We start from the raw sequence: 21,122 nt of genomic DNA, 5'->3' as shown, positions 1-21,122 counted from the left end.
AACAACAACAGGAGATACCCATGACCGATCGATTCGATCTGACCGGCCGTATTGCGCTTATCACCGGCGCGGGCGGCGGCCTGGGCAGCGGTTTTGCTACCGCGCTGGCCGAGGCCGGGGCGAAAGTCGTGCTGTGCGGGCGCCGCGAAGGCCCGCTCGTGACCACCGCCGACGCGGTACGCGACGCCGGCGGCGAGGCGACGGTCGTGCCCATGGATGTCAGCGATACCGCATCGGTTACTGCCGGCTTCGACGCAGCGGAAAAAGCGTTCGGCACCGTCGATATCGTGGTCTGCAACGCGGGCGTGGCCGCGGCCGCCCCGGCCATGGACATGGACGAGGCCGACTGGCTGAAGACCATCGAGGTGAATCTGAACGGCTGCTGGCGGGTAGCCACCGAATGCGGCCGGCGGCTGCGCGAGGCCGACAAGCCGGGCAGCGTGATCAACATCACGTCGATTCTCGGCCATCGCGTAGCGGCGGCACTGGCCCCGTATGCGGCCTCGAAAAGTGCGCTGGAACAGCTCACCCGCAGTCTCGCCCTGGAATGGGCACGCTACGGCATCCGCGTGAACGCCATCGCGCCGGGCTATATCTCTACCGATATCAATCGCGGCTTTTTCGAAACCGACGCCGGGCAGAAGATGCTCAAGCGGATTCCGCAGCGCCAGCTCGGCCATGTCGACGACCTGGTCGGCCCGCTGCTGCTACTGGCCTCGGATGCCGGGCGCTACATGACCGGCAGCACGATCACGGTCGACGGCGGGCATCTGCAGTCCACGCTGTAGGGCGTGTCGTCATAAGATATGACGGCACGCCCTGGTTTGCGCCCGGCCGCTTGGGTCGGGGCGCCGTGCCGATAATGAACGCCGTTCACTATCGCGCTATGCTGGCCCTATTTGGCCGGGCGATAATCCATGGCACGCCGCAGTGAACACACCCGCGAACAGCTGCGCGATCTCATGCTCGAGGCCGCCGAGCAGCTGATCGTGGACAAGGGCCTGGCCGGGCTGAGCGCGCGTGCCATCGCCCGGCAGATCGGCTATACGCCGGGCACCATCTATCTGGTGTTCGCCAATCTGGACGATCTCATCCTGCAGGTGAACGCGCGCACGCTCGACCGCCTGCGGGTGCCCATGCAGGCCGCGGTGGCCGCCACCGACGACCCGGAACAACAGCTGCTGGGCGCCGCGCGGGCGTATGCGGATTTCGCCCGCGGCCACCCGAACCTGTGGCGGGCCTGTTTCGAGCATCGCCTGCCGGAAGGCGTGGCGGGCCCGGACTTCATCGATACCCGTATCGCCCAGCTGGTGGAGCTCATCATGGCGCCGCTGGCCCGGGTGTCGGGTGCCGAAGGCGCAGCGCTCGATGCCGCGGCCCAGTCGCTATGGAGCGGGGTACACGGCGTATGCATCCTCACGCTCACCGGCAAGCTGCATATGGTCGGCGGCCAGGCGACCGAACACCTGACCGACGACCTGATCACCCACTACCTGGCCGGCCTGGTCAGCCGGACGTCGCCGGCGGGTTCGCGCGCTTAGGCGCCGGCACCGGCTCGCCGCTGTCGAGCATGCCTTGCACACGCTGCTGCAGGTCGGCGGCATCCACCTGTTCCGGCGCGACCGGCTCACCGGCGATCAGCTCGATACGCGACCGAAACCGCTGCGGCAGCCGCTTCATGGCCGGGCTGCCCTTGCGCGAAAAGAAGCTGCCCCACATGCCGCTCAAGGCCATGGGCACCACGGGCACCGGCGTGCGTCGCACCACCCGCTCAACGCCTTCACGAAACGTCTGAAGTTCGCCGTCGCGGGTGATCGCGCCTTCCGGGAACAGACAGACGACCTGGCCATCTTCCAGCTCGCGGGCAATGTCGTCGTAGGCGGCTTCCAGGCGTTCCGGGTCTTCCTTGGCGGGGGCGATGGGAATGGCCTTGCCGGTACGGAAGATGAACGACAACACCGGGATATCGAAGATGGTGTGATACATCACGAAGCGGGCCGGGCGGCGTACCGAGCCGCCCAGAATCAGCCCGTCCATGAAGCTCACGTGGTTGCACACCAGAAGCACGCCGCCTTCCTCGGGGATGTTCTCCAACCCGCGCTTGCGCACCCGGTAGATGGTGCTCACCAGCAGCCAGATGATGAAACGCATGGTGAACTCGGGCACCAGCGTGAAGATGAACACCACCACCGCGGCCGTCATGATGGCCGTGGCCAGAAACAGCCCCGGAATGCTCAGCCCCAGCGCGAGCGCGCCCACCGCATACAGCGAGGCCAGCACCATGAACAGCGCGTTGATGATGCTGTTGGCCGCGATGATGCGCGACAGCCGCTCGCGCGGCGCGCGCTCCTGAATAAGCGCATACAGCGGCACGATATAAAAACCGCCGAACAGACCGATCAGGCCCAGATCCGCGAGCACCCGCCAGCTGCCATCCAGGGCCAGAAACGCGCCCAGACCCACTTCGTTGGCGGGTGTGGCCACGCCGGCAAAGCCCAGATCCACGCCGAACAACACCAGGCCGGCCGCACCGAAGGGCACCAGCCCCAGCTCGATCCGCCCGCCCGAAAGCCGGTCGCACAGCATGGAGCCGATGCCGATACCAAAGGAAAACAGCGCCAGCAGCAGGGTGACCACCGTTTCATCGCCGCCCAGATCCACGCGCACATAGTTGGGCAGCTGCGCCAGATAGATCGCCCCCACCGCCCAGAACCAGCTGATGCCCATGATCGACAAAAAGATCGTCCGGTTCTCGCGCGCGTAGCCGACGATGCGCACCGTTTCGGTGATCGGGTTCCAGTTGAACTTCAGGTCCGGCGCGCTGGGCGCCGTACGCGGAATGAACAGGCTCACCAGCCAGCCCAGCACCGCAAAGACGAATACGCTTGCCCCGATCACAATCGTGCGATCGCCCACCGTATGCACCAGCTGGCCGCCGGCGATCGTGCCGAGCAGAATCGCCAGGAACGTCCCCAGCTCCACCATGCCGTTGCCGCCGGTCAGCTCGCGGTTGTCCAGATGCGCCGGCAGATAGCCGTACTTCACCGGCCCGAACAAGGTGCTCTGCGCGCCCATCAGGAACAACAGCAGCATGAGCAGCACCAGGCTATGCAGGGCAAAGGCCACAGCCGCCCCGGCCATGATCACGATCTCCAGCACCTTGATCCAGCGCATGAGCGTGGCCTTGTCGTACTTGTCCGCAATCTGGCCGGCCGTGGCCGAAAACAGAAAGAAGGGCAGGATGAACAACGCCGCCGCCACGTTCACCAGCACGTTCGTGCTCATGCCGCCCTCGGTCATAGCCCAGCTCGACCCCTGAAAGGCGATGAGGATGACCAACGCATTCTTGAACAGATTGTCGTTGAACGCGCCAAGGAACTGGGTAAAGAAGAACGGCGAAAACCGCCGCTCGCCAAGAAGCCTGAACTGCCCGGAAGCCATGCTGCGATCCGAATTAATTAAACGGTGTTCAATTTATAGCAGTGGAAGAATCTGCTGGCAAGGTTGTTGATGATTTAAACGGGCACTCGGAGCCGCCGCGAACGCCATCGCCACCGTTTGTGGGCGGGGGGGGAACCGGTATCGGCTAGCGCGGCGCGGCTTGGCTAAAGGCGGTAGCCATCTACCCGCCAGCGCTGGGCGCGAAAGGTTCGCACCCGTTTCAGCGGCCGGTCGAGGGCGTGGATGAAGCGCGTGTGAATACCGGCGGTGCGCTGGGTGTTGTCGGGGAATTCGATCTGATGATGGGCGAGCACGAGCCGGGCGCCGGGGGTGAGCACCGTGGCCACGTCGCGGGCCAGGCGTTGCATGGCGCGGGGTTCGAGGTAGTAGAGCAGTTCGGCGATGACCACGGCTTCGTAGCGGGTGCCCGGCAGGCGGGCGGGCAGGGCGATCTGCCAGGCGTGGGCGTGGGGTGCATCGGCAAGGGCGTCGCGGGTGAGCCGGGTGGCACTGGGGCTGCCGTCGCAGGCTTGCAGCTTGAGGGCGCGTCGGGCCAGGGCCTGGCTGTTTGAGCCGTTGCCGCTGCCCAGTTCCAGAATACGGGCCATGGGGCCGTGGCCGAGCGCGCGCAGGATGCGCTGGCGCTTGATGGCTTCATCGCGGGCGGTAAACGTGTGCCAGGGGTCGGGGCCGGCGCGGAACTTGGCTTCGAAGCCGGCGAGGTCGATGGCTTGGCGATGCGCGGATTTCATGGCCGGCGGCCGAAGCGTTCGACGGGATGGCCGAAGCGCACGCGCAGATCGCGGCCGATCGTAAAGCCCTGCGCATCGTCGACGAGCTGGCCGAACTGGCTGCGATAGAGTTTGAGCGCGGCCTGTTTCATGGCCGCGCGGCGGCGTAGCGGCAGGCGCAGATTACGCCCGCGTGGCCGTGGGTGGTGCGGTTCGATACGCGGCCAGACCAGATACGACAGCCGCGGGATGGAGGCCGGCCAGGCGCGTTTGACCGCCGCCGCCACGGCGCGATGGTCGGCATGGTTGTCGTGCATCGACGGGGTGACGATCAGCTCGGGGCGCGGGCGGCGGGCGAGATCGCGGGCCAGACGCGCGATGGTGGCCGGGCCTTCAAAGCCGAGATCGCCGTCGGCATAGCCGAGAAAGCGCAGGTCCTGATGACGGATGCCGGCGCGGCGCAGCACGCGCCGCGTTTCTGTATAGCGGGTATCGCGCAGCCGCGCCCGCGGCCAGCGTTCGCTTTCGCGATGCGAGGCGCCGCCGTCGGTGACGAGGGTGACGTCGACCATCGTGCCGCGTGCCCGCAGGGCGGCGATGAGCCCGAAGGCGCCGATGGCTTCGTCGTCTGGATGCGGGGCGACGACGTGGGCGCGTGCAATGTGGTCGAGATCCGGCGCGTTCATAGCGACAGCTCGATATGCCCGGCCGCCGCGGCCGTGCCGGTTTTCACCCGCTGGGCATCGGGGGCAGGTTGGCGCAGATAGACCATCAGATCGGCCATATGCGCGCACAGGGGATCGGTTTCGAAAAACGCGGACAGGCCGACGCACTGCTGGGCGAGGGTGAGTGCCTGTTCGCCGGCGTCCAACACCGCGCTGCGGGCGTTGGCCACAAGCGCCGGATGATGATCGGCATCGGTTTCATACAAGCGAGTAGCGGTGCGATCGACCACGGCGGCCGCGCTATCGGCCAGGCCGAACAGGCGCCCCAGCCGGGCGGCCTGGTGCGGGTCGCCTTCGCGTTGGCGCGTGACGAGATGTCGGCGCACGCCGTCGAACAGCCCGGCGATGCCGCCGGCATGGACGGCCACGAAACGCAGCGCGCCCGCGCTGAGCCAGGGTTCGCGCTCATAGTCGCCGGGTTGGCCGATGCGTATGTCGTGGTCGCTTAGTGGCGCCTCGTGCCAGCGCACGAGATGGGTATGCGAGCGCTGCATACCCAGCACCTGCCACCAGTCGGTATCGAGGGTCGGCGGCGTGCGCGCGAGATCGACGACCAGCAGCTGCTTGGCGTCGCTGTCTGGCACTTCGGCGCTGACCAGTGCATGGCTGAGCAGCCCCGCGCCTGATGCGAAGGCCTTGCCGCCATCGAGTCGGTCGTGGGCGAGCGTGAGCGCTTCGCCGGCCAGCGGCGCGTTCCATACGCCAAAGCAGGCGCCCTGGCGCGCGGCTGCGTGCAGGGCGGCCGCGGCGTTGGTATCGCCGTAACGGTTGATGATCTGCAGGGCATCGATATGGCCTTCGAACAGGCGACCGAGGGGCAGGTCGAAGCGCCCGGCGGCATAGAGCCGGCGCAGCAGTATCCGATAGGTCGCGGCGTCGGCCGGATCGTCGAATGCCAGGCCCGTTTGCAGGCGTGCGATGCCGGCGGCCATATAGGCGCTATCGCCGGCGTCGCGGTCGAGGCTGGCCAGATCGGGCGTATCGGTCATGCGGTCGGACATGCGTGGGCGGTTTCCAGTTGGGCGAGTCGCTGCTCGGCGGTATCGAGCGCCAGTTCTTCGCTGTTTTTGGGGTCGGGCACGAGCCGCATGACGAAGCTTTCGGCGCTGGCGCATTCGCCAGCGATCGCACGCAGTTCGTCCACCGAGCGGTTGCTGTGCTCGGCCAGCGCGCGGGCCGTTGCGGCGTCATCGAGGCCGTCGAAGGCGGCGCGCGTCTGGGCGCAGAGGCGATAACGCGCCAGGGCTGTGTCGGGGTTCTGCACCGCGGGCATGTTGTGGCAAGACTGGCGCGCGCGCAGGGTATCGGCCAGGCCGTCGACGGCGCGCCCGTGCACGCGCGACGACGTGGCCACGCGTACGCCGCGATCGTGGCGCACGCGATAACCGGCAGCCCGGGCCGCGGTGACCAGGCGGACGTCTTCGTGGGTGGCGATATCGTCGAAACCGCCCAGCGCCGCATAGACGTTGGCCCGAAAGCCCAGGCTCGCACCGCCCTGTGACGGGTGCGACGGCGCCGGGTCGTGGTCGAGTGGGTCGACCGTGCGTTGCAGGCAGCGCAGGCGTTCCCAGTAGCGTTCCACGCGGCGGTGCATATCCATGGGGGGCGCATCCGGGCGTTCGATATAGCCGGCCACGACATCGGCGTGTTCGAGCGCGCGGATGCTGGCGTCGACCCAGTCCGCGGCCGGAATGGAATCGGCATCGGTACTCAGCAGCAGTTCGATGTCGCCGGGCTGGCGATCGCGGGCAAGCGTTTCTGCGCCCAGCGCCATGGCCGCGCGTCGTGCGCGCCCGGCACGGGCTGCCGCGAGGCGCTCGATCCGCGCGCTGACCAGCCGATAGTCGAGCTCGGCTTTGCGTGCCTGGACATAGGCATGGCCACCATCATCACAGCCGTCGAACAACAGGCACACCACCAGATCAGCATGCGGCCGGTGCTGGCGCGAGAAGGCATCGAGCAGGGCGGGCAGGCACTCGCGTTCGTCGCGTACGGGTACACAGATCGCCACGCGCGTACGTGTGGGGCAGTTCATGGCCGCTGGCCGCGCCAGGCGGGCGCCGGGCGGGACGGCCCCGCGGCAAACAGGTTCACCCATGGGGCGTGCTCGAGTGGCTCGGCATAGGCATGGATGGTAGCCCCTGGGCGAAAACCGGGTAATGCGTAGTAATGCGGTCGTGAATGGGTTGCGCGCCATTGCAAAGTGCTCACGCATCCGCGAGCAGCCGGCGATAGAGGCGGACATAGTCGCGCGCCATGCGCTCGGCGGTGAAGCGTTCGAGAAAGCGTGCACGGATGACGCCGTGGTCGAGTTCGGGCAGGCGAGCCACGGCCGCTACGGCCTCGTCGATGCTGTCGACGATGAAGCCGGTCACGCCGTGCTCCACCACTTCCGGCACGGCGCCGTTGTTCCACGCGACCACCGGCGTGCCGCAGGCCATGGCCTCGATCATCACCAGGCCGAAGGGCTCCGGCCAGTCGATCGGGAAAATCAGCGCGCGGGCCGCCAGGAGCAGCTCGCGCTTGCGTGCATCGTCGATCGCGCCTACGTGCTCGATAGCGCCGCCCAGCGCCGGTTGGACGTGGTGTTCGAAATAGTACGGATTTCCGGGGTCGCGACTTCCGGCTAGTTTGAGTGCATGTTCGCAGCGTCGGGCAATGTCGATCGCGCGATCCGGACGCTTCTGATCGGTCATGCGGCCGATGAACAGCAGGCTGTGATCGGGCTCGACCGGCGGCGGTGGGGCAAAGCGTGCCGGGTCAAGGCCGTGGGCAACAACGCCGCGGCAGTTGGACGCCGGTATCGTATGTGCCTGGCTGGCCGAAATGGCGGCCACCGGCAGGTCCGGAAAGGCGGAGAAGAAAAGCTGGCGATCGAGTTCGTCGGTGCGCCAGTGGATGGTCGTAAGGCTGTGTTTGCGTTGCTCGCCCAGCAGGGCGGCATGAAAGAATTCGCCGTGGCAGTGGACGATATCGAAATCGGCCAGGCGTTCACGCAGCCGCTCCATGAGCGCGGCTTCGAGTACGCCGGGCAGCCCGGGCGGCACGTGGCCGTCACGGGTTTCGAAGAAGGCGAGACTTTCAAGCGCGCTCTCGCAGGGCAGGTCGAGCTGACTGTCGGCGCTTGCGAACACGGTGACCTGGTGGCCGAGCGCGTTCAGCGCATAGCTCAGGTCGACCACGATACGCTCCGTACCGCCGGCTTCGGCTGCGGGCAGGGGCAGGATGAGCGGTGAGATCTGCGCGATGCGCAGCGGCCGGTTCAGGGTCATGGCACGGGGATGATGGTTCACGGCGACACAGGATAAAGCGCGCCCATGTTTATCATGCACATCGCTCTGCAAGGGTGTCTTCGAGCCCACGACGTGGAATACGGGCTCACCGCCGATACCGGCGGGCATATTCGTTACCTGCTGGAACTGGCCCAGGCCTCGGCACGCGACCCGGATATCGAGCGGATCGATATCGTCACGCGCGCCTTCGATGCGGAATTCACCGCGGGCGACTATCGCAGCGGCTGCGAATACGTGAACCCGAAGGTGCGCATCATCCGCCTGCCCACGCCGGATTCGGCCTATCGCAGCAAGGAAGAACTCTGGGATCAGCTGCCGGCGTTCAGCGACCGGCTGGTCGGCTATATCGATAGCCTCGACCGGGCGCCGGACCTGCTGCATGCCCACTACGCGGATGCCGCCCATGTGGCGGCACAGGTCAAGAACCGGCGCGGTATTGCCTTCGTGTTCACCGCCCACTCGCTGGGCCAGCCAAAACGCGATTATGCGGCGGCGGCCGGACAGGCAAACGCCCCGGCGAACGTGGCCCTCGATCGTCGTATCGAGGTTGAAAACCAGGCGCTGCGCGATGCGAGTCTGGTGATCGCCAGCTCACGCGACGAAGCCGAGCTTCAGTATGCGCAGTACCCGGCATACGACCCCGGCCGTATCCGCGTAATCCGCCCGGCCAGCGACCTGCAGGCCTTCGCGCGTTCTCAGCCCAACGCGCGGGTACACGCGCTGATGTCGCGTTTTCTCAACGAGCCGGACAAACCCGCGTTGCTGGCCATTGCACGCCCGGTTACGCGCAAGAACCTGGCCAGCCTCATTCGTGCCTATGGCGAGTCCCCGGCGCTGCAGGAACGCGCCAATCTGGTGATTCTTGCCGGCGGGCGGCAATCCCTGGATGCGCTGGAACCCGAGATCGCCGACAACCTGCGCGAAATGCTGGCGCTGATCGATCATTACGATCTGTATGGCCGCATCGCCTACCCCAAACAGCACCACGGCGCCGATGTGCCGTCAGTCTATGCCTGGGCACGCGAGCGCTGCGGGCTGTTCGCCAACGTGGCGTTCAACGAACCCTTCGGGCTGACGCTGCTGGAAGCCGCGGCCGCGGGGCTGCCGGTCGTCGCCACCGATTCCGGCGGGCCGAACGACATCATCGAGCAGTGCCACAACGGCGTGCTGGTCAACCCCTGTTCCACCGATGCCATCGCCACGGCCGCCATCGAACTGCTAGACGACCGCGAGCGCTGGCTGGCCTGCCAGGCCGGTGGGCGCAAGGCCACGAGCGTGTTCGACTGGGCCCGCCACGTCGATTATTACCATCGGCTGCTACACCGCTTATGCGATGGCGGGCCTGAACGTCGGCGCCGGGCCGCTGCGCCGGCCGATGCCATGCTGGTCTGCGATATCGACGGCACGCTGGTGGGCTGTGCGCAGGGGGTGACGCACTTCAATGCCTGGCATGCCGGCCAGCCGCGGCTGCGCTTCGGCGTGGCGACCGGGCGCAGCTTTCATAGCGCGCTGCTGATTCTCGAGCAGGCCGGCATTGCCTGGCCGGATTTTCTTATCGCCTGCGTGGGCGCCGAGGTGTATCGGCTGGCGGCCGACGGCGTGACCTACGTCTGCGATACCCGCTGGGCCGCTCGCATCAACCAGGGCTGGAACCGAGCCGCGGTTACCCGAGTGCTGGACGGCGTGGACGAACTCGTCGCCCAGTCGCCGCTGGAGCAGCGCGAGCACAAGATAAGCTATCTGTGCGAGCCGGGGCAGGACATCGCCCCGCGCCTGCGGGCGCTGCTGGCCGACAACGGGCTGCAGGCACAGGTGATTCACAGCAACGATCGCTGCGTGGACGTGCTGCCGATACGCGCGTCGAAAGGCGCGGCGGTGGCCTATCTGGCCGAGGCCACCGACACCCACCACGAGCGGGTTTATGTGGCCGGCGATTCGGCCAACGATCTGGACATGCTGCAGATGCTGCCCTGTGCGATTGTGGTGGCCAACTATCGCGACGGGCTGGCCCAGGCGGCCGGGCTGGGGCATGCCTATCTGGCGGGTGCCAGCCATGCGCGGGGCGTCATCGAAGGCGTGACGCATTTTCAGGCGCGTTGCCACGCCTCGTGAAGACGAGCGTACTCACCCTGGTGCGCGACCGGCGCGCGCATCTAGTCAACCTCATGCACGGGCTCAATGCTCAGTCGAGCTTGCCGGATGAACTCGTCATCGCCTGGATGCAGCCCGAAATCGAGGACGATCTGCCGGCCACGGATTTCGCCGTGCGGCATGTTCGGGTCGCGGGCGCGCATCTACCGCTGGCACGGGCCCGCAATCTGGCCGCCGAGCGGGCCGCCCACGAAGGGCTGATCTTTCTGGACGTGGACTGTATCCCGGCGCCTGAGCTGGTGCAGCGCTATCGCGCGGCGTTGGTCGAGCGGGCGGGTTTGTTCATGGGCGAGGTGCGCTACCTGCCGGCGGATGCGGTACGCGTGGACGCCGCTGGCAGGCCGGATTTCGAACGCCTGGATCGGCTGGGTGAGCTTCATCCGGCGCGCCCACGGCTCGCCACCGACGCGCCGCTAGCCGAAGGCGACCCGGGCCAACTCTGGGGGCTGTCGTTCGCGTTGCACCACGCCGACCATGCCCGTGCCGGCGGCTTTGACGAGGCTTACGAAGGCTATGGCGGGGAAGAAACCGACTATGCCTGGCGTCTGGCAATGGCGGGCATCGACTTCTATTGGCTTGCGGGAGCGCGTGCCTGGCATCAGCACCATGCCCTGTACCGGCCGCCGTATCCGCATTTCGAGGCGATCGTCACCAACGCCCGCCGGTTCCATGCGCGCTGGGGACGCTGGTGCATGGATTACTGGCTGGCCATGTTTCGCGACGCCGGCCTGATCGACTGGTCGCCTACGGCAGGCGATATCGTGGTGCGTCGCCGGCCGAGCGCCGAGGAAACAAGGGCTGCTCGCCTGGACGGCGAGGTCCGCTACGGCTAGTTGGCGGCCATTGCCACCGGCTGCGGGGCGCGTCTGTCGTCGTCATGCCATAGCGTTTCCATGCGCGACTGCAGCCAGCCGGCCGCACGGGCCGCCGCCTCGGGCGAATGCAGGCCGCGCTGGTGTTCGATATCGAGCTTTCGGGCCCGTTCAAGCAACGTGCGCCAGCCGTCGAGATCGCCCGGCCAGTTGCGCAGGTGGATCGCCGCACCGACGGCGGCCAACGATTCGGCCTTGCGCTGCTGTTCGTCGAAATAGCGCCACTCCGGCGCGCAGATGAACGCACGCCCCGTCCGCATGACCTCGTGGACCGTATTGTCGCCGGCCGAGGCGAGCACGATATCGGCGGCAGCGATGTAATCGCTGGTATGCGATACCCAGCCGTGGTTGACCAGGTTGGCGAAGTCGGTTTCGTGCCCCTCGCGATGCAGCGGGCCGACGGTGACGAACAGCGTTTCGGGCGCGGCCCGGGCGGCCACGGTCAAGGGCGCATAGGGCGTACCCGCGCCGCCGCCGCCGGTGATGGCCACCACGATTTCACGATCAAGCGGCAGGCCCAGCGCCCGGCGTGCCGCGGTTCGGTCGTTGTTGTGTTCATGACTGGTGCACAGCCCGCCGCTGTAGAACGTCTTGGCGCGTGCCCAGTCGGGGTAGTCCGCCTGTTCCAGACGTTCGTCGAAGGGGGCGAGCATGCCGGCACAGGCATCGTAGGCAGCCAGGTGCCCGGCATCGCCGCGATTACCGTGCATACGAATCTTGATGGCCGGCACGCTCGCGATACGTGCGAGCAGGGCCAGTTCGGCCGATACGTCGATTACGAACAGCCCGGTATCGCGATCGTCCAGATGGTCGAGAATACGGCGCATGGTTTGGCGCATGGCGGCCAGGCCCAGCGGTACGCAGTGCATGACCGATGGCGTGGGCTGATCGTAGAGCTCGGGCGTGGGTACGGGCGCGCCGATCATGTTCGGCAGGGCGACGATTTCGATATCGCGCTCGAAACCGTCGAACAACGACGGGTCGGCCGTGAGCACGCTCACCGGTTGTGTCGCCGGCAGCTCGCGTACGATCGCCATGGTGCGCTGGGCATGCCCGCGGCCCTGGTGATGAACGAAGAAACTGATCGGCTTGGCCATGGCGAACGCGTCGAAGCCCGGGGTGGCCGGGCAGGGAATCTATGCGGTCATGATCGGCCCAGCGCGCGTTCGCGGAAACCGTAGTTTCCGGTAGTCGTGTACGAAACGTCCGTGCGCGCTCGGGGTAGCACAAGCGCTATCCGAGAATTCGCGTATTGGCTCTGCACACAGGTAGAAACGAAAAAACCGCCCGAAGGCGGCTTTTTCTGCCCCGGGCACCCGTTGTCTTGCGGGTGCCAAGGGCTCGGTTGGCGGCCAGCATTCAGCCACGGGCTGAATGCTGCAAGGCCGTGCTGTTTAGAACACTTCGAACAGGCCGGCTGCACCGATGCCGCCACCGACGCACATGGTCACGACCACATACTTGGCGCCGCGACGCTTGCCTTCGATGAGGGCGTGGCCGGTCATGCGGGCACCGGACATGCCGTAGGGATGGCCGATGGCGATAGAGCCGCCGTTGACGTTGTACTTGTCCGGGTCGATGCCGAGATAGTCGCGGCAGTACAGGCACTGGCTGGCGAAGGCTTCGTTGAGCTCCCACAGGCCGATGTCGTCGACTTTCAGGCCGTAGCGCTCGAGCAGTTTCGGCACGGCATAGATCGGGCCGATGCCCATTTCGTCGGGGTCGCAACCGGCCACGGCCATGCCGACATAGGCACCCAGCGGCTCAAGGCCGCGGCGTTCGGCTTCGGCGGCTTCCATGAGCACGCTGGCCGAGGCGCCGTCGGACAGCTGCGAGGCGTTGCCGGCGGTAATGAAGCGGCCTTCGCTGATCTGCTGGCCGTTCTTGAACACCGGGTTAAGGCCCTGCAGGCCTTCCAGCGTGGTGCTCGGACGGTTGCCTTCGTCCTTATCGAGGGTGACTTCGACTTCGCTGACTTCCCCGGTCTGCTTGTCCTGCTGCTTCTTGATGGTGGTCAGCGGCACGATTTCGTCGTCGAACTTGCCGGCTTCCTGGGCAGCGGCGGTCCGCATCTGCGACTGGTAGGCGTATTCGTCCTGGGCGTCGCGCGAGACATTGTAGCGATCGGCCACCACTTCGGCGGTTTCGAGCATGGACATATAGATGTCGGGGCGATGCTCGACCAGCCACGGGTCACGGGCACGGAAGGTGTTCTGGTGCTCGTTCTGGACCAGCGACACGGACTCGAGGCCGCCGCCGACGACGATGTTCATACGGTCGTTGACGATCTGCTTGGCCGCGGTGGCGATGCCCATCAGGCCCGAGGCGCACTGGCGGTCGATGGTCATGCCCGGCACCGAAGTCGGCAGGCCGGCACGGATCGCACACTGGCGGGCCACGTTCTGACCGGTGGAGCCCTGCTGGAGTGCCGCACCCATGATCACGTCGTCGATGTTCTCGCCCTGCAGCTTGGCGCGCTTGAGGGCATGCTCGATGGCATGACCGCCGAGCGCCTGTGCCTGGGTGTTGTTGAAGGCGCCGCGATAGGCCTTGCCGATCGGCGTGCGGGCGGTTGAAACGATGACTGCTTGTCGCATGGGACTCCTCATGATTTTTCGTGGTCGTCAGTCGCCACACGTCGCGGCTGCGAGGCTGGCGCGGCGGTATGGCTTTGATAAGGGGGCGCGGCCGGCGACCCTCTGTAACGATTATTTCTAGTGCCTTTTTTGAAATGCTCTTTCAAAAAGGTCGGTGCAGTATGTTAAGCGATGCCAGACCCGTCAAGCTGTACTAGTTGGTTCAGCGCCGCCTTGAACAAGCGGCCGCCGTCAGGGCACATAGCCGCAAACAGCACGCCCCTGCAGGATACTGATGTGCCGGATCGCCGGCGGAAGTTATTGCCGGTATACCTGCCAAATACGTAGCACGGCGCTCGCGTTTGCCCGTTGCCAAGACGCCTCTCGAATACGCGTAAATTATTCGGTTAGGGCAATAAAAGTAATATAGATAGAATAAAAGCTGAAAATACAAAATATATTTCCTTTTGATATTGGCTGGACGATGTTTGCGTAGATAGTATTGATGACAACAATACTGGGGAACAGCCATGCCGAAAGAGTCGTTGCTCGCCGCTTGCGTAGTCGCCGCGATTTGCACCGGTCCGGCGAGCCTGGCTTGGGGAAAAGATATGGCGCCCGATCCGGAAAAACACAGCGCGGCCGCTATTCAAGTGTCGATCAACGGATCGGACGACATCCGCTACGCGGCTGCGTGGACGGTCACGGCCGAGAATGGTGAGCAGGAACAGTTCGAGACGTCAGGCGAGGCGCCAGCCGTTCATATGTATCGGGGCGTTGCAATATCGGGCACCGTTACGGTGTTGACCCCCACCGGGCGGCTAGAAGTCGAAATTCTAAAGAATGGCAACCGCTCCCGTTCTTCGACCCAAGGCGGCGGTAGCGTTGTGCGTATGACGGTGCGGTGATTCGCTGATCAATGGTAGCCGCGACCGGGTTTTTCTTCTGGAACCAAGGTTGGCGAGGATTCTCTCGCGAGCGAGAGTTCGGCGGCGCCCCTGCATTGGCCAAGCGTCCTCGAGCCCGTGTTAACCCAGGCAGCGGCGACGGCTTGAGGTCATAACGTTTTAATTCGCTATCGATCGCGGATATCGCGCAAAAAAAGCGACGTTTTGATGGTTAATACGAATTAGCCGTGTAGCGTGGTGCTTGCCGCGTTCTGCGCTCGGCTGCCGCCGCGCATCGGTGAAAGAAAAGCACGCAAACAGAAGAGCCCCACCGTAGTGGGGCTCCGAACAGAACAGCAAGCGATGGGCTTTTACTGCGTGACGGTCGCGGTATTGCTGTTTCCGGTCTGTGCGACCATCGAATAGTTGCTGTTGCTCGCCTGAGTGACACGAGCCAGGTTGTCGTTGCCCGACTGCATCACGTACGCCTCGTTATAGTTGCCGCTCTGCGTGATGTACGAGTCATTGTCGCCGCCGCCCAGGCCGAAGAACCCGCCGTTGCCGCTCTGGTCGACGTCGGCGAAGTTGCCGTTGCCGGACTGGATGATTTCCGATTCGTTGTCGAAGCGGCGCTGTTCCACGTCGGCTTCGTTACCGTCACCGGACTGATCGATGAAGGAGTAGCTGTCACCCACCAGCAGTGCGTCCTGGTCGACGCTGGCGATGTTGTTGTTGCCGCTCTGATCGATCATCGACTCGTTGAAGCCTGCGCCGCTCTGATCGACCGTGGCAGTGTTGTCAGAGCCGGATTGATGGATGTACGAGTCGTTAAAGCCGAAACCGCCTTGCGTGACGGTGGCCTCGTTGTCGTCGCCCGACTGGAAGATGTTGGAGCCGTTGAAGCCGCCACCGGTCTGCGTAACGCTGGCCGTGTTGTCGTAGCCGGACTGATCGATATACGAGTCGTTGAAGCCCAGGCCACCCTGAGCGACCGAGGCGTCGTTGTTATCCCCGGACTGATAGATGGTCGACTCGTTATTCTCGGAAGCGAGCGCAACACCCAGCAGCGTGCCGCCGCCCTGGTCGACGGTGGCGGTATTGGAGTTGCCGGCCTGTTCGATATACGAGTCGTTGTAGCCCCAGCCGCCCTGATCGACCGTGGCGGTATTGTCGTCGCCCATCTGATCAACGGTGGACATGTTCGAACGATAACCGGCCTGGGTGACGACTGCGTCGTTGTCGTCGCCGGACTGGTCGATGTAGGAGGTATCGTAGGAGTTCTGACTGACGGTCGCGTCGTTGTAGTCCCCCGACTGTTGGACATCCGAATAGCTGTTGCTTGCCATCGCAGAGCTGGCGCCGAGAGCAAGAGCGACCGCGGTCGCGGTCGCGATAGTGGTGCGTTGGAGTTTCATTTGGGTTCCCCTGGGTTTGATGGTGCCTTGGTCATGCCTGAATGACTGAGCTAAGGCCTGCTCAGTACATACGAATAACGACTGGCGCCGCCCGGCCGGAGACAGAGGCCTGTCCCACGGATAGACTGCGCAAGCCGCTGCCCGATTGCGAAATTGCGATATCGCTGTGGTAGCCGGTCTGGTTGATTCGAGCGTCGAAGCTATTGCCGCGCTGCTCGATCGTTGCCTGGTGGTGATTGCCGATCTGGCCGATCAAGCCGGCGTTGTTGCCGCCGGACTGGATGATATTGGCTTCGTTCCAGTTGCCGTTCTGGTAGATCGCGGCATAGTTGCCCGAGCTAAATACCGCCTTGTTGCGCGACTGCACGACATGTGCGGCGTTATTGCTGCCCACCTGGGCAATGACGCTCACGCTTTCGTGTCCGTGATTTGAAGAAACGTTAGGATTCTTCGGCACGACGGCGCCGGCTGCTGACGCCTGGATTACACTTTGGCTTGCAACACCATCGGCTATCGATTCGCTGGCGGCTGCTCGTGCATGCATGGCGAACACCAACAGGGTGCAAAGCACGAGCGTATATAACGCCCTGTTAATGAATGCCGTTTCTGTCTTATGTTGCGCTGTGCTGAACATGGCATCGCATCGCTATGTTGAATAGGCACTCGGTGAGTGCGTAAATCCCATGCCGATTGGCGTTTGAATAACTCTGCAGGATTGTTCGATTTGGCGGTATAGGGCTAAAGAACCAACTTGAGTCTGAAATTTCTGAACTCGTTCACGGGATGAAGTATTAGGTTCCTGATACTCGGATTTTCTCGGTGCTCGTGGGCTCAAGCACATGCCCTCGGCCGCCCCTGTGCCGAGTGCTTGGTGGGGCAAAAAGAGGGAAGCCGAGTCTGCGGATGTCGTACCACGCGGCCGGGTCGCACCTCGTCAATGGGAAGCGTGGGCTGGCGCCTGGGCGGGCGAGCGCTCTCGCCACGGGGCCGATTATCGATTGACCAGGCGGGTGCTCAGAGCCGAGAACGCGGCGTCGGTAGGTTCAGAGGCACCGTTTCCTGTGTGGTCACTCGTTTCCGATCGGGCGACTTTGGGTACGTGCTTGATAGCATGGCAAAAAAGCCTGGAAGCAATAGCGAGAAATCACGCGTCGTGGTAAGCGGTCTGCGTCGCGGCGAATACACGGGCAAAGGCATGGGGTGGCCATTTTTTTAATTGGCTCGACCGGGTTTCGGGGCCCTTATGTCGAGGGCCTGGAATGGGCTGGCTCGGCTCAATTCAGGTGGTTAAGCGGCGTGCTTGTTGCGACAGCGCAAGCGGAGGACTGAACACAGACGAATTGCTGGCTATTCAGTCCCGGGCTGTTGGCTTCATGCGAGCAGGCTGAAAAGGCGCCGCGATATGAGACACGCTTGATTCGGCCAAAAAAAGGCTTAATCAGTCACCGGGTGTCCGGATAGCCGAAAACGAGCGAAGGCAGGTCATTTTTAATAGTTTTTAGAGTAGAGGGGAGTTTCTCGTACGCGTGCCCTTCAAGCGCCGCAAGAGCGTTTATTCGCGACCTAGTAATTTAGAGAGTGCTTAGAGGAGTGGGGTGGGCGCGTTAAGGTAAACGTCCAGAATGGTGCCCTCGAGTTGTACGCCCTCGCGCAGTTTCCAGAGTCCGGCGGTTACGCCCTTCGCGACCAGGTGAATTACCGACGCCTCGATCGCAGCCATGACTGCCAGCTGTACGGGTTCGTTATTGGTGTATCCGGCCTCGGCTTCCAGCAGTCTGCTGAAATCGATAAAGCGGTAAAAACCGGCGCGTAGCTCTCTGGAATAAATGGTTTTGGTGGTTGTTACGTTTGCAAGGATTTTGCCCGTCGAAATCTCGATTGCGCGTAGGTTCACGGTCACCTGATCGACCTGATACTGGCCGGACGTCCCAATGCCGAAATATTCAACGCCCGCGCCACCGGTACGGATGTTCGATTCATAGGCGATGATGCCGCCCTCCAGCATCACGGAGGCCGCCCTCAACGAGGGCAGCGTATCCGGCTGGCCAAAGCGTTCGAACTCTGCGCGGATGATACGGCGCTCCGTTAGCAGGTTCTGCAGTCCCACGCGCTCAAGGGGGATGAACCAGCCGGAGTCTGCGAGGGCACCAGTCAGCATTGACGCGGCACCTTGAGTGACGGCGGTCGAGAACGTGCTGGCCGGGGCGGGTTTGTACTGCCCGGTCAGATCTCGAAAATCATAAATCGACGCGTAAATCTGCCCGGCCGGTGGGGGTAGCGCAAGCAGATCCTGGTACGTTCCGCTCCGGGGCGTGAGCGTCGCAGGCTGGCCTTCGAGCCCGCGCGAGTTGGCGACGACCGCGGCGCAGCCGGTCAGGCTTGTAATCATCAGAAATACAACAATAAACCGCATGGCTTGCCCCCTCTGCCCTTTGTTCTATCTGCTGTGCTTATTAGAAGCCCGATAGGCCGCCTACGTTGATGGTGGTGACATCGCCGGTGGCCTTGTCGGTGACCGTTATGCTCAGCTGGCCGTTCTCGTCACGGATTACGACGCCGAACTCGTCGCTGTCGAACACGCCCTCGCTGATTTCGCCGGCCCCTACATCCGAGATAAGTTGCGAGATCAGCCGGCTTTGCAGGTTCTGAACCAGCCGCTCGGTTGCCGAGAGCGGCTCGTAGCGCGAGCGCCCTGGTGGTTCGTGGGTATCCTGGGCCTGGGCCTTGTTGAGCAAGTAGCTGCCGTTGAATGGATCACCCCCGAACGAGGGGTTGATGGGCTGATAAACGAGCTCGCCGGCACCAGCCACAGGCGACATACCCAGCACGGCGATGGCGATAATGTTGGCGCGTTTCATGAGGCCCCCGTTTAAAGTTCTTCTTTTCCGAGATCGGCACTGGGATTGAGTGCCGCCGAAAGCTGCCGTTTGAGAATGGCTTTCTCGACCAGGTCGATGGCCTGCCGTGCGACATCGTCGGCGTCGCTGAGCCGCGGTGATAGTCGTGTTTCGAAGTACACGCGGGGCCCGTCGGTTATCCAGAGCTGGATGCCCCAGCGGGCATCGGGGCGTTCGTGGATCGTGAGTGTGGCCCCGCGGATGATGGGGTGGCCCATCCCGATCTGGCTGAATGCGCGATAGAAGTTCTGGCCGATGACGGTTAGGGTTCGATCGACCAACACGCCGGTGAGCTCGCTGCTACCGTTGTAGGCCGATTCGAGACGAGGGCCATCCTCGCTCTCGAGTCGATTAATGGACGACGTGTCGTTCACGGACTTTGGGCTTGGCTCCGCGGGGTCGACTTCTGTCTGGGCCTGTCCAAGTTCGGCAAGAATGAACAGGGCAATAGCTGCCAGGCGGTATGCATAGGTTGAACGTCGATTTTGTGTGTTCATTATTGGTATTCGACATCCGTAAGTCGTCTTGCCAAACACATAAACAATGTATTCGGGCAATAAAACGCGTGACGATTGGCAGATCCTTGTGGCGCCGCGTCCAGTAATTTTTAAGCAGCGCCCTGAATTTTCGTTCGGCCAGTGTGCTAGCGCCCGCGACCAAATCCCATCGGGCTAAAGAACCATCCCACGGGTTGTTTTTTTAAACCTTTGCGGCGCCGTGGGTATGAGTTTTCTCATGCTTCGTGCATTCGCCGAGGGGAGGGCGTGCTTTGTGCCGGACGCACGCAACGGCGCTCGCGGCTGTCGCCCGCAGAGCGCCGAAAGAAAGAGCGTGGGTAAGCTCGTAGCGAATATGAAGCCAACGAAGCGCTTGCGCCCTGCGCGAGTGCCAGCGCGCCAGTGGTTCAGGCGAGTACGGCGCTATAGCCCCGGGGCGTCCGTCCCGGCTAAACCATTTTTGGCCGAGCGCGTTTCCGCCGGCTTTCGAGCGGCTGACGCTGAAATATTCGGTAGTACGCCAAGGTTCTGTCGGGCCCAGTTCGTGGCTTGTATTCGGTTGCGAACGTCGAGCTTGCGAAAAATGTTGTACAGATGCGACTTGACCGTGTGTTCGCTCACAAAAAGCTGGCGCGCAATCGCGTTATTGGAGGCGCCCGAGCCCAGCAGGCAAATGATCTCGAGCTCGCGCTGCGTCAGTCCACCCACCGGGCGATAGGCATTGAGTTGCTGATTACGGTAGCGCTCGATTAGCTGTGTCATCAGCGAGCGCGACATCCAAAGATGGTCGTCCAGCAGTTTGCTGATGCCTTTGCAGATGAGGTCGACGCTGTCGCGACGGTAAAATACGCCTTTCAAGTACACAGACGCTAACACCTGAGTGGCGTGGTTTTCGTCACGCAAGTTGATTGCCGCAAGTACGAGGCCTTGTTTGCCTGCGGCCGACACGCACCAATTCTGCATGCGGCTGTCATCCATCTCTGCAGCATCGAGCAAAATCAAAGCGTTATTGTTCTTAATCGCTTCGATCGAATCGACAGGCGATAGCAAGGATATTTCACACTTTAGGCGTGCTTCGATATGTTCTATGAATAGCCGACTTTGCGAATTACTGTCGGTGACAAAAATGATTTTTGCGTTGCTGCACTTCATAGCGTAAGTCTCCCCGCAATCCCCCACCCCCTCAAAATACTTTCACGCGCCGCCCGTTAAATAAAATCTGATTGTCAGTTGCATCGGTTCGGGTAGGGCGCGGTGTCTTGTGAGTCGGCCGCTTGGCCGCAGTTTCAAAATATATCTAAGCGTTTTACCGGATTGATTCCGCGAGCAATATCTGAAGAGTCTCGGACCGGTGTATGAGAGTCGTACGAGTGCTGGTCGCCTTTGACCGCTCGTCGGCTTTGTTACAGGCGTTTGATCGACCCCGCGCCGGGTGGCTGTGGGTGGCGCAAATATTGGGGTTGGGGTGCGAACGTGGGCGCCGCAGAAATGGCGGCCTGGGTTCGCGGTTAACTCGAAGCATAAGGCGCCGAAGTCAGCTGATGCTCGCCGCTCGCCCAACCAAGTCGCGCGTTGTGTGTTTGTCGTCAACGTGCGGCTGGCGTCTGATTACCGCGCATTTAACCGCGCATGGCGCG

Annotated in this window: 19 protein-coding genes; 5 read left to right on the top strand and 14 right to left on the bottom strand. The window is 63.5% G+C overall.

The genetic code is table 11. From position 1 onward, the window contains the following. Window positions 1–20: 20 nt before the first annotated feature. Window positions 21–788 (top strand): SDR family NAD(P)-dependent oxidoreductase, encoded by a 768-nt coding sequence (locus C84B14_RS15565; protein WP_353225454.1) that lies wholly within the window; start codon window positions 21–23, stop codon window positions 786–788. A 129-nt stretch (window positions 789–917) separates the two neighbouring features. Further along, the gene (locus tag C84B14_RS15560) at window positions 918–1,541 is read left to right on the top strand and encodes a TetR/AcrR family transcriptional regulator (RefSeq protein WP_353225452.1); all 624 of its coding nucleotides are present in this window, start codon (window positions 918–920) and stop codon (window positions 1,539–1,541) included. Here the strand turns inward: C84B14_RS15560 and C84B14_RS15555 are convergent. From C84B14_RS15555 to C84B14_RS15530, 6 genes are all read right to left on the bottom strand, one after another. Continuing rightward, complete coding sequence (locus C84B14_RS15555; protein ID WP_353225451.1) at window positions 1,507–3,441, bottom strand: MFS transporter; 1,935 nt, start codon at window positions 3,439–3,441, stop codon at window positions 1,507–1,509. The two genes, C84B14_RS15560 and C84B14_RS15555, sit on opposite strands and share 35 nt — an antisense overlap. Window positions 3,442–3,605: 164 nt before the next feature. Further along, complete coding sequence (locus tag C84B14_RS15550) at window positions 3,606–4,193, bottom strand: class I SAM-dependent methyltransferase (protein WP_353225449.1); 588 nt, start codon at window positions 4,191–4,193, stop codon at window positions 3,606–3,608. Continuing rightward, entirely contained in the window at window positions 4,190–4,858 is a 669-nt protein-coding gene (locus tag C84B14_RS15545; protein ID WP_353225447.1) for a PIG-L deacetylase family protein, read from the bottom strand. The genes C84B14_RS15550 and C84B14_RS15545 overlap by 4 nt, the downstream gene beginning before the upstream one ends. Next, window positions 4,855–5,898 carry an acyl-CoA dehydrogenase family protein gene (locus tag C84B14_RS15540; protein WP_353225445.1) on the bottom strand — a complete coding sequence of 348 codons (1,044 nt, stop codon included), beginning with the start codon at window positions 5,896–5,898 and terminating at the stop codon, window positions 4,855–4,857. The genes C84B14_RS15545 and C84B14_RS15540 overlap by 4 nt, the downstream gene beginning before the upstream one ends. Continuing rightward, entirely contained in the window at window positions 5,883–6,932 is a 1,050-nt protein-coding gene (locus tag C84B14_RS15535) for a glycosyltransferase family 2 protein (protein WP_353225443.1), read from the bottom strand. Before C84B14_RS15535 ends, C84B14_RS15540 begins: the two co-directional genes overlap by 16 nt. 172 nt (window positions 6,933–7,104) lie before the next feature. Beyond that, window positions 7,105–8,169 (bottom strand): glycosyltransferase family 4 protein, encoded by a 1,065-nt coding sequence (locus C84B14_RS15530; RefSeq protein ID WP_353225441.1) that lies wholly within the window; start codon window positions 8,167–8,169, stop codon window positions 7,105–7,107. A gap of 45 nt (window positions 8,170–8,214) precedes the next feature. On the opposite strand from C84B14_RS15530, the gene C84B14_RS15525 reads away from it, so the two are divergent. Further along, window positions 8,215–10,302: an HAD-IIB family hydrolase gene (locus C84B14_RS15525; protein WP_353225439.1), complete on the top strand. Its 2,088-nt coding sequence runs from the start codon at window positions 8,215–8,217 to the stop codon at window positions 10,300–10,302. Then, the gene (locus tag C84B14_RS15520; RefSeq protein WP_353225437.1) at window positions 10,299–11,174 is read left to right on the top strand and encodes a glycosyltransferase family 2 protein; all 876 of its coding nucleotides are present in this window, start codon (window positions 10,299–10,301) and stop codon (window positions 11,172–11,174) included. The genes C84B14_RS15525 and C84B14_RS15520 overlap by 4 nt, the downstream gene beginning before the upstream one ends. Here the strand turns inward: C84B14_RS15520 and C84B14_RS15515 are convergent. Next, the gene (locus C84B14_RS15515) at window positions 11,171–12,310 is read right to left on the bottom strand and encodes a glycosyltransferase (RefSeq protein ID WP_353225435.1); all 1,140 of its coding nucleotides are present in this window, start codon (window positions 12,308–12,310) and stop codon (window positions 11,171–11,173) included. The two genes, C84B14_RS15520 and C84B14_RS15515, sit on opposite strands and share 4 nt — an antisense overlap. Window positions 12,311–12,607: 297 nt before the next feature. Beyond that, window positions 12,608–13,810: an acetyl-CoA C-acyltransferase gene (locus C84B14_RS15510; RefSeq protein WP_353225433.1), complete on the bottom strand. Its 1,203-nt coding sequence runs from the start codon at window positions 13,808–13,810 to the stop codon at window positions 12,608–12,610. A gap of 509 nt (window positions 13,811–14,319) precedes the next feature. Between C84B14_RS15510 and C84B14_RS15505 the strand changes: the two genes are divergently transcribed. Continuing rightward, a complete protein-coding gene (locus C84B14_RS15505; protein ID WP_353225431.1) occupies window positions 14,320–14,697 on the top strand; it encodes a hypothetical protein in 378 nt (125 codons plus the stop codon). A 350-nt stretch (window positions 14,698–15,047) separates the two neighbouring features. On the opposite strand, the gene C84B14_RS15500 is transcribed toward C84B14_RS15505, so the two are convergent. The 6 genes from C84B14_RS15500 to C84B14_RS15475 all read right to left on the bottom strand — a co-directional run bounded on the left by C84B14_RS15500 (window position 15,048) and on the right by C84B14_RS15475 (window position 20,637). Continuing rightward, entirely contained in the window at window positions 15,048–16,091 is a 1,044-nt protein-coding gene (locus tag C84B14_RS15500; RefSeq protein WP_353225429.1) for a hypothetical protein, read from the bottom strand. 61 nt (window positions 16,092–16,152) lie between these two features. Then, window positions 16,153–16,725, bottom strand: a complete 573-nt coding sequence (locus tag C84B14_RS15495) for a hypothetical protein (RefSeq protein WP_353225427.1) — start codon at window positions 16,723–16,725, stop codon at window positions 16,153–16,155. Window positions 16,726–17,673: 948 nt separating this feature from the next. Further along, window positions 17,674–18,504 carry a CsgG/HfaB family protein gene (locus C84B14_RS15490; RefSeq protein ID WP_353225425.1) on the bottom strand — a complete coding sequence of 277 codons (831 nt, stop codon included), beginning with the start codon at window positions 18,502–18,504 and terminating at the stop codon, window positions 17,674–17,676. A 40-nt stretch (window positions 18,505–18,544) separates the two neighbouring features. Beyond that, window positions 18,545–18,949 (bottom strand): curli assembly protein CsgF, encoded by a 405-nt coding sequence (locus tag C84B14_RS15485; protein ID WP_348765241.1) that lies wholly within the window; start codon window positions 18,947–18,949, stop codon window positions 18,545–18,547. 11 nt (window positions 18,950–18,960) lie between these two features. Continuing rightward, complete coding sequence (locus tag C84B14_RS15480; protein WP_348765240.1) at window positions 18,961–19,485, bottom strand: CsgE family curli-type amyloid fiber assembly protein; 525 nt, start codon at window positions 19,483–19,485, stop codon at window positions 18,961–18,963. A gap of 423 nt (window positions 19,486–19,908) precedes the next feature. Further along, the gene (locus C84B14_RS15475) at window positions 19,909–20,637 is read right to left on the bottom strand and encodes a LuxR C-terminal-related transcriptional regulator (protein WP_353225423.1); all 729 of its coding nucleotides are present in this window, start codon (window positions 20,635–20,637) and stop codon (window positions 19,909–19,911) included. Between the last annotated feature and the right edge of the window lie 485 nt (window positions 20,638–21,122).

This window comes from Salinisphaera sp. C84B14, from assembly GCF_040361435.1.
In the GTDB taxonomy this organism is placed as follows: Bacteria; Pseudomonadota; Gammaproteobacteria; order Nevskiales; family Salinisphaeraceae; genus Salinisphaera.
The sequence above is the reverse complement of the archived record's forward strand: the minus strand, read 5'-3'. Positions and strand labels throughout refer to the sequence as shown.